Raw genomic sequence first — 13683 nt, 5'->3', positions numbered from 1 at the left:
TTTGCTTATAAAATATGGATGAAAGAAGGACAAAATTTTATGAAACAAGATATGAAAGAACAATTATTAACAAAAAGACCTATAGATTTACTTTTTCAATTATCTATACCTGCTGTAATAGGAATGATAGTAATAGGTCTTTACCCACTAATGGATGGAATTTTTGCAGGAAATATTATAGGACAAACAGCAATGACTGCTCGCGGCGTTGCTATGCCACTTACCTTTTTCAATAGGTATCTACACTTATAATACAAATATGGAAGTAGACATTTTTGGTGCAGAGATATTATGTAGACACAGCAGGCAAGAATGCGAAAAAGATACAAGAATATATAAAAAATCAATTAAAATAAGATTACATGGCAGACTAAATAAGTATAAAAGAATTTATAGAATCGTTCACGGGTGAGCAAGTAAACAAAAGCAAAGAATAAGGTGCTTTAGCACCAGATGTGAAAATAGGTGCACGAGAAAGAAAGTTCGAAGCATGGAATGTTGCCGGTAACATCCCCTTATAGGGGCAAAACAAACCACAGGCTTAGCCGGTGGTTATGATTTTATTCTATTTTGCAAAAGTACATTTTTTACATCCGTATTAGAATATGGTCGTAATTAAAATTTGAATTTATCACAATTAGACTTATGCTTGATTTTTTTAGTTGGACTCTTGACAAAAGTATAAGAAAATGATAATCTATATCAATAGAACGAGTGTCGGTCAATAGGTGGTGATATTTTGACAAAGAGAAATGTAAAAGATCCAGAAGAAAGAAAACAAGAACTTATAAATATAGCATCCAGACTTTTTGAAAAGTATGGGTATGAGAAAGTTTCTGTTCGAGATATTCTCGCAGAAGTTAATGGCGCTCCGGGAATGTTTTATTACTATTTTAAATCAAAAGAAGATATATTCTTGGCATGCATGGAAACATATTTTGATGATAAATTAAAAAATAAGTTAGATATACTTCAAAACAAGGAAATAGATTACGAAGAAAGAATAAAAATCTTAAGAGAACTTATAGTAAAAGATATAGGTCAATTTACGAAAAAATATAATTTTTCTCTCAATAATTCAATAACAGATAATTCGTATAGGCTTTGGGAGTTAACTCACTATATTGGAAAATTTATAGATGTCTATTCTGAATTTATTATTGAAGGAATCGAAGATAAAAAAATAGAAAACAATATGGGAATAGATAGAGAAAATGTAAAAAGTTTTGCAGCTTTTATTTTATATGGGGCTGTTGGAACAATATATACTGACTCAATCAATAAAGGAGAAAATAAAACAAACTCAAATGGAGCCTTTGAAGTGATTAGCGAACTTTTTCCAAGACTTCATTAGATAAAAACAAAATATAAGTATTTTACAAGGGAAACATTAAGTATGTTTTCCTTGTATTAGTTTTAGGGTAAATGAACGAACTCGTTCTGAGAAAAGGAGGAATATTATAGATGAAAAAAAAGAAATCTATTGGAGATATTATTTCCTACAGTGAAGTAAAAAAAGGAAGACTTATCAGTGGAATAATATTTGTTAGTTTGGGAATGTTACTAAGTATATGCCCAATCTTAGTAATATATAAGGTTATTAAGTCTCTGTTTTTATATGGAGCATTAGATAAAAACACAATAAATCTTTGTATTTATGGACTTGTAGCTGTAATTTTAGCTTATCTTTTAACCTACGTTGGCAGCATCTTATGTCATAAATTTTCATATATCTTAATAGCAAATTTAAAGAAAAAAATATTGAATCACGTTGGAAAGTTACCATTAGGATTTTTCAATGGAGATAATAAGTCTAAAATAAGGCAAGTGTTAGGTTCGGATATGAATCAAATTGAAGGATATTTTTCTCACCAATTACCAAATCTTATTTCGACTTTAATAATAATTTTAGCGATGATTGTTGTCATGTTTAAGATGAATTTGTTGTTAGGATTTATAACATTGTTAGTTTTACTTATAGGACTTGGAATTCAAATTGCGATTATGGCAAAGATTATAAAGTCAGGCGGACTTGCTGAAAATTTTAGGATTCTTGATAACATTAATTCTGTAACTACTGAATATGTAAAAGGTATGCCAGAAGTTAAAATATTTAGTTCTGGTGTTAGATCATTTAAAACTTTTTCAAAATCTGTAAATGATTATAAAAATTTTACAAGTTCTATGACTTCAATGATAAGACCGGGTTTTGTGTCTTTTAGAGTGTTCATACTTTCAGTAGCAACATTTATAGTACCTGTTGGGATAAGCTTATTATCCAAAAATTATAGCTTAGATTTTTTAACTACTTTTATTTTCTTTTTAATAATTGCCCCAGCTATGAGTGTACCTCTTTTGAAACTTAGAGATTTTGCAGAAGGAATGAATTTGTTAAATGAAGTTGTGGCTAGAATATATGAGCTTATATATGAAAAAGAAATGTTAAGCGGAAGTAACGATAAAGATATATTAGACTACAATCTTGAATTTAAAGATGTAAGCTTTGCTTATGGAGAAGAAGAGGTTTTAAAGAATATTAGTTTTTGTGCAAAACAAGGAGAAGTTACTGCATTAGTAGGATATTCAGGAGCAGGAAAATCAACAATAGGGACTTTAATACCAAGATTTTACGACCCATTAGAAGGTTCTATTGAAATTGGCGGAGTAAATATAAAAAATATTTCAATAAAAGATTTAATGGACAATATTTCTTTTGTTTTTCAAGATAGTGATCTTGTTACAGACACAGTTTTTAATAATATTGCTATGGCGAAGAAAGGAGCTACTAAAGAAGAAGTTATAAGAGCAGCCCAAAAAGCAAGATGTCATGATTTTATTAAACAGCTTCCTCATGGATATGAAACTCGTTTAGGAAAGGAAACTTATTTATCTGGAGGAGAGATACAACGTATTGCTGTGGCAAGAGCAATCTTAAAGGATTCACCTATATTGGTTTTAGATGAAGCTACAAGTTTTGCAGATTCTGAAAATGAATATCTTATGCAGGAAGCTTTATCGGAACTAGTCAAAGATAAGACAGTTATTATGATCGCCCATAGGTTAAATACGATAGAGAAAGCAAATCAAATTTTAGTAATATCTGATGGAAAACTTGTAGAAAGAGGAAAACATGAAGATTTAATCTGTGTAGATGGGATATACAAGAGGCTTTATGATATCTATAAAAAAACAAATATTTGGCAAATGGATATAGAAGGGAGTGAGAGATAATGATAAAAAATATTACCTTAGGAAAGGCAAATAATATAAGAAAATCTATTGTTCTAAACATTTTAGCATCTATTTCTAACCTTATACCATTTATTGCACTAGCTAAAATTGTAGAAGCATTATTTCTAAGTAGAAATACAGGAAAAATAGACACGAATCTTTTATGGAAATATTTTGTGATAATGGCAGTATTTTTCTTTGTAACAATTTTCTTTGAGAATTTAGCTACAAAATACACCTACGAACTTGGATATAAAGTGGCAGCAGATGGAAGAATAGAATTAGCAGATCATATAAGAAAACTGCCTATAGGTTATCTTTCAGGCAAAAGCTCAACGGAGATTTTAGATACTCTTATGAATGACTTTTTTAAAATAGAAACAGCAGTGACTCATCAATTGCCACAGTTTTTTAGTGGTATATGTGTAGCTATTGTTTGCTCAATTTTATTTTTGATAATTGATGTAAAAATGGGAATAGCAACTTTTATTGGTTTACCAATTTCTATTTTACTGTTAAGACTTATGCAAAATTTTCAGAAAAAAATCTATTTAAGAACAAAAAAGATAAAAATAAAAGAAGATGAGGATATAAATGAATATTTAGATACGATAAAAACACTTAAAGCTTACAATAGCTTAGAAGAAACATTAACTAAACTTGAAAGAGATATTGAAGATTCTAAAGATGCAAATATTAAGAATGAGAAAGGTGTAGGCTCGTTAACTACTATAGCAAGTATGATTTTAAGAATAGGGCTTCCTTTGATGAGCTTAGTAGGTTCTTATTTATTTTTAAATGGAAACTTAGAAATTGACACATTTTTAATGTTCTTATTTGTAGGTACAAGAATTTTTGATCCTTTAGAGCTTGCACTTGTAAATTATAATGGGTTACAAATAGCATCAGTGTCAGGAGAAAATATCCTAAGATTGTTAAATGCAGAGCCTATGAAAGGTGAAGAAGACTTAAAAGTAAGCAATAACATTGAAATTCGAGATCTTTCATTTTCTTATAAAGAGTCTAAAGTTCTTGATGATGTCACATTGGATATCAATGAGAATGAATTAACAGCTTTTGTAGGATATTCTGGTTCAGGAAAATCTACACTAATTAAGCTGATATCAAGGTTTTACGATCCTGATGAAGGAACAATAAAAATTGGAGGAATAGATTTAGCTAAAGCAGATCCTTACAAATTAATGGATAAATTTTCTGTGGTATTTCAAGATGTATATCTTTTTAAAGATACTATTTATAACAATATTAAATTTGGAAATGAAGATGCTAGTAAAGATGAAATCATAAATGCAGCAAAAATGGCAGGGGCATATGACTTTATAATAAAAAAGGAAAATGGATTTGATACTATGATTGGTCAAGGAGGAGCAACTTTATCTGGAGGTGAGAAACAAAGAATATCCATAGCAAGAGCGATCTTAAAGGATGCTCCAATAATATTACTCGATGAAGCGACATCTTCGCTTGATCCCGAGAATGAACTTATCATACAAGAAGCAATTTCAAATTTAATTAAAAATAAAACGGTGATAGTTGTAGCTCATAAGCTAAGAAGTGTTATGGGTGCAAATAAAATAGTTGTTTTAAATAAGGGAAAAGTAGAAGAAGTAGGAAAACATGAAGAACTAATTAAAAATAACGGTCTGTATAAAGACTTATGGAATTATCAAGAGAAGTCAAAAGAATGGAAGATTGTATAGTAACAATCAATTTTAAAGGAGGAAAAGAAAATGAAAACACAAAAGAAATCATCAAAAAATGCAATTACAGCAGGTGTTTTAATAGCACTTTATTTTGTAACTTATTTAGTTATAGGAGCAATATCTATGCCTGTTCCTGTATTATTTTTACTAATGCCTATGCTTGTAGCATTACTTGCTGCACCAACCTATCATATGCTTCTTGCAAAAACAAAATCAGGTACGGCAATTGTAATTGCAGCTACTCTTCCAAGTATATTGTTGGTTGCAACAGGACATATCCCAATTGCTCCTTTAGTTGCAATACCAGCTGGAATAATAGCTATGCTTATAGCAAAAGGTGGAGATTATACTAATTTTAAGAAAAACACAATTAGTCATATGTTTTTTTCTCTAAACTTATTTGGTGGGTTCTTACCAATTTGGATTATGAGAGAAGCATTTTTTGAAAGTGTAATAAAAGGTGGCTTAGATCAAAGCTTTTGTAATACTGTAAGGGCTTGGACACCAATATGGATGTTACCAGTTATGATTATTGGAACATTTATATTTTCTTTGTTAGGTTCTTACTTTACAAAGAAAATACTAAATAAAAAGCTTAAATCCGCAGGAGTATTATGATGGATGATGCAAAGTTTGTTCTGGGGTCAAAATATGACCTCAGGACAAAACTTATTTTGCTTATAGTTGCGAATGTTTTAATTTTTTTAGGATTTGGTTTAATCTATCAAAGTCTTATAACATCATTTTTTCTTGCAATTATTATTAGCGATGGCTATAAAAAATCAGCCTTACGATATATTCTGTTTTTTGTGATAAGTGTAATTTTAGAGAAATCATTAGTACATTTGAACATAAATTTTCTCATAAACCTACTTTTATTTATTTTTGCAATTGGAAGGAAGTTTTTACCTTGTATTATTGTTGGAAAATGGATCTTAAATTCTACGTCTGCCTCTCTTGCAGTAGCGACTTTGCAAAAATTAAAATTTTCAAAAGACTCTCTTATAATGATTTCTGTATTATTTAGATGTTTTCCTACAATTAGGGATGAGTGGAGTCACATTAATATGGCAATGAAAACTAGAGGAATCAATTTTAATTTAAAGAACGTATTAGAAAAACCTACTCTGATTATGGAGTATTTTTTTGTCCCTCTTTTTGTAAGTGTTATAGAAATGGGTGATGAGTTATCTCAGTCGGCTATTGTAAGAGGACTTGATGCGCCTGTTCAAAAAACAAGTAGATATCTAATTAAGTTTAGAAAAAATGATATTGGTGCTTTAACTCTTATGATTTTGATTTTATCAACAGTAATATTTATGAAAGTTTTAGGGTGGGATTTATGATTGAAATTCGAGAATTAAGCTTTAAATATAAGGGTGGAGCTAATTATTCATTAAAAGATATAAACTTAAAAATAAATAAAGGAGAGTGTATTCTTCTGTGTGGTAAGAGTGGATGTGGAAAATCTACCCTATTAAAGCTTATTAACGGAATCATTCCTGAATTTTATGATGGGGATATTTGTGGAAGTGTCAGAGTAAATGGCATTAATACCTTTACAACTGAAATACATGAATTATCTAAATTTGTAGGTTCAGTTTTTCAAAACCCTAAAACTCAGTTTTATACAACTGATACTACAGATGAGATCGCTTTTGGCTTAGAAAATTATGGTATAGATACTGAAGCAATTAATAAAAGAATTATAGAAGTTGAAAAAGACCTTCGCCTTGAAAGACTAATGAATAAAAATATATTCAACCTTTCAGGAGGCGAGAAGCAAAAGATTGCCATTGCAAGTACTTACGCTTTAAGTCCTGAAATATTTGTACTTGATGAGCCGTCTTCAAGTTTAGATATCAAATCAATGAAAGAGCTATCACAGACAATTGAAAATCTTAAAGCTATGGGAAAAACTATAATTATTGCAGAACATAGATTGTGGTATTTAAAAGACATAGTAGATAGAGCAATCTATATGGAAGATGGCAAAATTATTAGAGAATACAATATGGAAGAAATTGAAAAGTTAAGTGAAGATGAACGTTTGAAAACGGGACTTAGGCACTCTTCTTATAAAGATATAAACCTAGTTAATAATGAGGAGAGTTTCAATGAGGAATCCTCATTAGAAATAAGAAACTTGATTTTTAAAAGAAATGCTAGAACAATTTTATCTATTGATAATCTTAAATTTTCTTATGGCAATATAATTGGAATTGTTGGGGAAAATGGGATTGGTAAATCTACATTTGCAAAAATTGTATGTGGACTATACAAAACAAACGATGGAGAGATTTTAAAGGCTGATAAGCGATTTAATAGAAGAAATAGGATAAAAGAAAGTTTGCTAGTTATGCAAGAAGTAAACTATCAACTATTTACTGACACTGTGTTTGATGAAATATTATTAACATCAAAAATTAGAGATAAAAATATCGTAAATACGTACTTAAAATATATGGAACTTGAAAATATTATTGATAGAAATCCGCACACTTTATCTGGAGGACAAAAACAAAGAGTGATTATTTTATCAGCCTTGTTGTCTGGTAAGAAAATTTTATTTTTTGATGAACCAACCAGTGGATTAGATTATAGAAATATGAAAATAGTCGCTAAGAATATAAAAAAAGTGAAGAAAAAAGATAGACTGATTTTAATAATATCACATGATATTGAGTTTTTAGAATCAGTTTGTGATAGTATTGTAGAGTTTTAAGAGAACCAATATGCTATGAATGCATAGGCTCTCTTTTTAGTTTTATTCAAAAGAATAATATCAAGAGTTGATAAAAGAAATCTGTAGTGGGGTAAAATAATTATGAATGAATTAAACAATATAACGATAATAAGAGTAATCGTTATATTGTATAGAAGATATGCTTCCAAAAACGAGTAATTTGTAAGTTATCAATACTGTACTTTCAAGCCACGTTGAGAGTGTAGTATTGATTACGAAAATATAGAGGTATAAAAAAAGCAACCTGTGAAGTATTCAAAGAGTATGATTCCGGAAAACATGGACTAAAGGTTACAAATCTTCTTACTAACAGATCTGCTGGAAAAATAAAAGAGGACAAGGAAAAATCTACAGAAAAGATAGATGGTGTTATCGCTACAATCATGGCTCTTGATAGGGCGATAAGATGTGGGAATAATACAAGTGAATCTGTTTATGATGATAGAGGATTGATAGTATTTTAATGAGGGTATAATATCAATAACTATTACTTGTTTTTTGAGGTGAGTTAATTTGAATGAATATATATCTAGTTTAGAAGAAGAATTTTCTTTGATAGAGCATGGATTCAAAGAGGAAGAAAAGAGAGCTCTAGAAGATTATAAGTCTAACGATAATCAATACATTAAAAAATTAGCATTGTTAGCTTATAAATCTAATGTATATCAAGTGAGAATGTACGGCGTATTTTTATTAGGTCACCTATCAGATGACGATGAAATTTTAACATTTATGAGAGATGAAGTTTCCAAAGATGACAATTGGAGAGTTCAGGAAGTATTGGCAAAGGCATTTGATGAATTTTGCAAGAAAATAGGATATGAAAAAGCACTTCCAATAATTGATGAATGGTTAGAAAATGATAACCCGAATACGAGGAGAGCAGTAACGGAGGGATTAAGGATATGGACAAGTAGACCATATTTCAAAGAAAATCCGAATGAAGCTATTGAAAGATTAGTCAATTTAAAAGAAGATTCGAGTGAATATGTAAGAAAATCGGTTGGAAATGCTTTAAGAGATATCAGTAAAAAATTCCCTGAGTTAATTAAGAATGAATTGGTTAGCTGGGACTTACAAAGCAAAGAAATTAATCAAGTGTACAAGCTAGCAAGTAAGTTTATTGACTTATAAATTGTAAGTAAAGAAACTTTATTTTTTGGCTCTATGTCAAATAATGTTGGTAAATAATAATTAACCAAATACTTTTCTATGGATAGGAATTCCTGTTCATGGAATTTTTTGTTCACTTAAGTGAGTTGAACGAACTAATGTGAGTGAAACAAACCGAAATCGGTCTGAATGGAATGATATTCTTAACGCGTAATATGCAGGACGGAACAGGAAACTATGATTTAAGATTTGGGGAGACTTTTTACGATTTTTCCTGGTTTTATGGAGTTGACCAGAAAAAGATGTTGAGCGAAATAGAATGTCCGACAATCATTCTTCATGTTGCGCCTTCAAAGGAAACTGCGCCGAGCTATTATGATGAAAAAGGAATATTACTATCTGCCATGGACGAAAAAGATGCAGAAGAAGTTCATACTTTAATCAAAAACAGTACGCTTAAATCTGGTTATGAATCAAGTCACGATATTCATGCTGACTTACCGGAACAGTTCGTTGATGCAATGATGGAGATGAAGCAGCAGAAGTAGCGGATATGCCCATTGAACGGGCATTGACATTTACCCGGAAACATCATTTTTTTTGCCAACTTCTATCGTGCAACGAGCGTGGAGGCTCTCTTCCAAATGTATCGTTATCGTCAGGGTGGTCTTGGTACATGTGGAGAGTGTGGTATTGATGTCAAGAAATTAAGATTATAGTTATAATAGTGTTGAAATTAGCAGATTTTAAGATTTTTAGAGGTTTTTGTATGAGTATGAATTTTGAAAAAATTGTAATTAGTCTATTACCTATAGTAGGGTTGTTTTTGTCTTTTTATTATAATTATAAAGCAAAGGGAAATATCAGTAAGCATAGTGGATTTAGAACAGCATTAAGTATTAAATCAAAAGAAAACTGGGAGTATGCGCATAAGTATGCAGCTAAACTTTTACGAATATATGCTATATTTTTTATATTATTAAATATTATAATAATATTTAGTAATAGTCTAAATAATACAACTATGACAATCATAGTTGTATTGCAAATGCTATTTTACTTCATCATTGGATACAGAGTTAATAAGGATTTGTTGAAAAAAGAAAATGATTAAAATTTATTAAAAATTTAAAGGAGGTAAATTTATGTATATTGAAAATGAAAAAACAGACCGGTGATACAAGCTGATGGTATTGAGCCTAGGAGTTTGTAGTATTAATTTTTATAACGTTAGCTGTTAATGCTAATTTTGACATTAATGCAAATGTAATTACAATTATTAATATTAATGTAATAGCAAACGCAAGAGATGGTTTCAATTACAAATTAACTTTCAATAGAAAAAAATTATAGTTTATGATGAAAAGCTTAAAGTAATATTTAAATCTTCAGTTGAAGTTGAAATAGAAAACTGACAAGAAAAAAAGTAAATATACAATAAAATCAACAGTACAAGACACGCCTTTTAACAATGCGGACCATTTCTGGTCTTGTGAATTCAAAAAATAGTCTCACCACATGTGACAAGAGCTTGTTCTATAAGTATTATGTCATAAAAAATGACCAAATACTTGAACAAAAATAGAGCAAATACTTTAATGACATTAAAAACTTATTTAAGAATATGTTCATTGTGGAATTATTCCTAAATAGAGTTGAATTACATGGACTTATCATTTACAATATACCTAGATTAAGTTCCAAAATGGAAATAATTCTAAATAGGAAGAAGTGGTAAACCTTATTTACTTAATAATCTATTTTATAATCACTTGACCCAAAGTGGCGTTGATGAAAACCATATTATAAAATTTGCCTTTGATTCAGGTAGTGATTTATTAAAAATTGGCGAAGATTTAATGGATTTAGATGTATTAAGCGGTGAAAGATTAGTAGATCCTAAAAAATTTTTAGACTATATCATGAGCCAAACTAATGACAACTATAAATTTTATATCCTCTTAAATGAAGTTCAATTGCTTAAATCTTTTGAGCAAGTCTTAAATGAGTTTTTGCGTCAATATAATTTTGATGTTTATATTACTGGGAGTAATTCTAGATTCTTATCTAAAGATGTCATAACTGAGTTTGCAGGTAGGGGCGATGAAATTCATATTATGCCGCTTGTATTTTCTGATTTCTTCAAACTTATGATGGTGACAAAGAAGGCATTTTTGTTGAATATCAAGTTTACGGCAGTTTACCAGCTGGAGCTTTAATGAAAACGGATGAAGATAAGATGAACTATCTAAAGGGGCAACTCGAAAATGTATATTTGCGAGATATTGTTCATAGGTATGATATACGCTTAACTTCTGAACTAGAAAATTTACTCAATATTTTAGCATCAGGTATTTCAAGTCTTACTAATCCAAGTAGAATAGCTTCAACTTTTAAGTCCATAAAAAAATCTAAAATTTCTGCAAATACAATTGATAAGTTTATAGGCTACTTTGAAGACTCTTTTATCTTAAAAAGAGTATATAGATATGATGTTAAAGGGAGAAATATATAGGCACGCCTTATAAGATATACTTTGAAGATGTAGGACTTAGAAATGCAAGATTAAATTTTAGGCAGATAGAACCAACCCACCTAATGGAAAATATTATTTATAATGAACTAAAATATCGTGGCTATATGGTTGATGTAGGAATGGTCATGAAAAGGGAAAATGTTAATAATAAAGATGTAAAGAAACAGTTGGAAGTTGATTTTATAGCCAATCTTGGAAGTAAAAGATATTATATTCAATCTGCATATAGCCTTCCATCCATAGAAAAAATAAATCAAGAAAAATCGTCCTTGTTAAATATTGATGACTCATTTAAGAAAATAATCATCGTAAAAGATCGAGTAAAACCATTTTTAGATGAAAATGGAATACTCACTATTAATTTATTTGACTTTTTGTTAAATAAGGATAGTTTAGATTTATAATGGACTACCTATAAGTTATGGATATATTTCAACATAAGAGGCTTTTGAAAAATCTCAAATTTTATACATACTGACTACTCAAGCCACGTGGAGATGGTGGTTTTGATAGAACAATAGTAATAAAAGCTATTTGATTAATTTGAGATATTCATAGATATAATATGATACTAAACAGAAGATGATAGGAATTGTATGTATAAAATATTAATCGTAGATGATGATAAGGAATTATGTAATCTTATAAAACAAAGTTTGATTCATGAGGAGATAGACGCAGACTATTGCTACTCAGGGACTTCTGCCTTAAAAAAATTAGAGAAATTCGATTATCAAACTATAATACTAGATATAATGATGCCTGGAATGGATGGTTTCGAAACATTGGAAAGAATTAGAGAAATTAGTGATGTTCCAATACTAATGTTAACAGCAAAAAATAATACTAAATCAAAAGTTATTGGACTAAAATCTGGAGCAGATGATTATCTTACCAAGCCTTTTGATATGGATGAATTAATTGCACGAGTTGTTTCTTTACTAAGAAGATATGCAAATTTTTATAGTGGATCAAAAGCTAAGTCAGTATTAGCATTTAAAGGTTTAGAAATAGATACAAATAATCGAACAGTAAGCACAGACCTAGGAACTTTTGAATTGTCGCCTAAGGAATATGATATTCTAATTTATCTAATAAGAAATCAAGGAAAAATACTTACTAAGCAAATGATTTATGAAGAAGTATGGGACGAGGATTATTTCTATGATGATAGCAATATTATGGCAATAATAAGCCGAATAAGAAAAAAGATAGAAAAAGACACAAGTTTACCAGTTTATATTCAAACAGTTAAAGGTGTAGGATATCGTTTCAATGGGAAGGTTTAAAGTGTGGCTAATAAAATATTAATAATTTTATTTTTTATTTCCATAGTTTTTAATATTCTTCAATACAATAAAAATAAAAAAGTAAAAAGACAAATAAAAAATATGGATTCTATTTTAACAGATATGATTTCAGGTGAAGTAGGTCATAAGATACTTGCCTCTAATGATGAAATCACGTCTGATATTGCATTTAAGATTAATGCTATAGTATACCAGCTAGAAAAAGAAATATCAGATTTAAAGATAGATAGTGAGACAAATAAAGAATTAATGACTAGTCTTTCACATGATTTAAGAACACCACTTACTACCTTGATAGGTTACTTAGATGCTATTGATAAAGGAGTTGTAAATGGAAAAGAAGGTGATGAGTATTTTCAAATTGCTAGATCTAAAGCTTATGATTTGAAAGAATATATAGATATACTTTTTGAATGGTTTAAATTACAATCAAGTGAAATTGAGTTATTAATAGAAAACGTAGAAGTAATTGAATTAACTAGACGTATTTTAAGAGATTGGATTCCTATACTAGAAGAAAATGATATTGATTTTGAAATAGATATGCCTGAAAGACCAATTTTTATAAAAATTGATAGAGATAAGTATGGAAGGATAATAAATAATCTACTACAAAATGTAATAAGTCACAGTAAAGCTTCTAAGTTATACATTAGTATTTCTAACAATGATGGACGAGTATTTATTTCTATAAAAGATAATGGAATAGGTATTTCTGATACTAATTTACCATATATTTTTGACCGTCTCTATAAATGCGATGCAGGAAGAAGTAGAAAAGGAAGTGGACTTGGACTTGCTATTGTAAAGCAAATGGTTGAAGTTATGCAAGGAGAAATAAGCGTAGAAAGTAAAGAAGGAGAATTTACAAATTTCATAATTCAATTTAATACGACACCGAATAGATATAAATAAAATTTTAGTTCTTGTTTTTACAAGGACTTTTTTATTGCAAGGTTAATGCAAGGTTAATATAAGGTTAATGCAAGGATAGTAATATATAATGTAATTACAAATAAAAGG

The 13683-nt window shown here is 29.3% G+C and carries 14 protein-coding genes and 2 pseudogenes; all 16 read left to right on the top strand.

Annotated elements, in window-relative coordinates:
• Positions 1 to 39: 39 nt before the first annotated feature.
• Positions 40 to 234, top strand: a pseudogene (locus tag DY249_RS09250) (MATE family efflux transporter); the annotation flags it as partial.
• Between the two features lie 18 nt (positions 235 to 252).
• Positions 253 to 374, top strand: a pseudogene (locus tag DY249_RS09230) (IS200/IS605 family transposase); the annotation flags it as partial.
• 365 nt (positions 375 to 739) lie between these two features.
• On the top strand, positions 740 to 1354 hold the full coding sequence (locus tag DY249_RS04565) for a TetR/AcrR family transcriptional regulator (RefSeq protein ID WP_101540394.1): 615 nt from the start codon (positions 740 to 742) through the stop codon (positions 1352 to 1354).
• Positions 1355 to 1464: 110 nt separating this feature from the next.
• Entirely contained in the window at positions 1465 to 3231 is a 1767-nt protein-coding gene (locus DY249_RS04560; RefSeq protein WP_115595333.1) for an ABC transporter ATP-binding protein, read from the top strand.
• Positions 3231 to 4952, top strand: a complete 1722-nt coding sequence (locus tag DY249_RS04555; protein ID WP_115595332.1) for an ABC transporter ATP-binding protein — start codon at positions 3231 to 3233, stop codon at positions 4950 to 4952. The genes DY249_RS04560 and DY249_RS04555 overlap by 1 nt, the downstream gene beginning before the upstream one ends.
• Positions 4953 to 4982: 30 nt before the next feature.
• Positions 4983 to 5573, top strand: a complete 591-nt coding sequence (locus tag DY249_RS04550) for an MptD family putative ECF transporter S component (RefSeq protein WP_044566331.1) — start codon at positions 4983 to 4985, stop codon at positions 5571 to 5573.
• Complete coding sequence (locus DY249_RS04545; protein WP_245943524.1) at positions 5570 to 6301, top strand: energy-coupling factor transporter transmembrane component T; 732 nt, start codon at positions 5570 to 5572, stop codon at positions 6299 to 6301. The genes DY249_RS04550 and DY249_RS04545 overlap by 4 nt, the downstream gene beginning before the upstream one ends.
• Positions 6298 to 7680: an ABC transporter ATP-binding protein gene (locus DY249_RS04540; RefSeq protein WP_115595330.1), complete on the top strand. Its 1383-nt coding sequence runs from the start codon at positions 6298 to 6300 to the stop codon at positions 7678 to 7680. Before DY249_RS04545 ends, DY249_RS04540 begins: the two co-directional genes overlap by 4 nt.
• Positions 7681 to 8214: 534 nt before the next feature.
• Positions 8215 to 8835 carry a HEAT repeat domain-containing protein gene (locus tag DY249_RS04535; RefSeq protein ID WP_115595329.1) on the top strand — a complete coding sequence of 207 codons (621 nt, stop codon included), beginning with the start codon at positions 8215 to 8217 and terminating at the stop codon, positions 8833 to 8835.
• A gap of 143 nt (positions 8836 to 8978) precedes the next feature.
• Positions 8979 to 9362: a hypothetical protein gene (locus tag DY249_RS04530; RefSeq protein ID WP_209813606.1), complete on the top strand. Its 384-nt coding sequence runs from the start codon at positions 8979 to 8981 to the stop codon at positions 9360 to 9362.
• 221 nt (positions 9363 to 9583) lie between these two features.
• Entirely contained in the window at positions 9584 to 9928 is a 345-nt protein-coding gene (locus DY249_RS04525) for an SdpI family protein (RefSeq protein WP_245943522.1), read from the top strand.
• 658 nt (positions 9929 to 10586) lie between these two features.
• Positions 10587 to 11033: an AAA family ATPase gene (locus DY249_RS09340; protein WP_245943521.1), complete on the top strand. Its 447-nt coding sequence runs from the start codon at positions 10587 to 10589 to the stop codon at positions 11031 to 11033.
• A complete protein-coding gene (locus DY249_RS09335) occupies positions 11033 to 11329 on the top strand; it encodes a DUF4143 domain-containing protein (protein WP_245943519.1) in 297 nt (98 codons plus the stop codon). Before DY249_RS09340 ends, DY249_RS09335 begins: the two co-directional genes overlap by 1 nt.
• Positions 11330 to 11412: 83 nt before the next feature.
• Positions 11413 to 11754, top strand: coding sequence for an ATP-binding protein (locus DY249_RS09330; protein WP_245943517.1), 342 nt, complete (start codon positions 11413 to 11415; stop codon positions 11752 to 11754).
• A 192-nt stretch (positions 11755 to 11946) separates the two neighbouring features.
• On the top strand, positions 11947 to 12639 hold the full coding sequence (locus DY249_RS04515; protein ID WP_115595328.1) for a response regulator transcription factor: 693 nt from the start codon (positions 11947 to 11949) through the stop codon (positions 12637 to 12639).
• Positions 12640 to 12642: 3 nt separating this feature from the next.
• Positions 12643 to 13575 carry a sensor histidine kinase gene (locus DY249_RS04510; RefSeq protein WP_245943515.1) on the top strand — a complete coding sequence of 311 codons (933 nt, stop codon included), beginning with the start codon at positions 12643 to 12645 and terminating at the stop codon, positions 13573 to 13575.
• The last annotated feature ends 108 nt before the right edge of the window (positions 13576 to 13683 follow it).

It is taken from the genome of Anaerococcus octavius (assembly GCF_900445265.1).
GTDB classification, from domain to species: Bacteria; Bacillota; Clostridia; order Tissierellales; family Peptoniphilaceae; genus Anaerococcus; species Anaerococcus octavius.
Note: the sequence above shows the minus strand (reverse complement) of the source record. Positions and strands in the feature narration are given on the sequence as shown.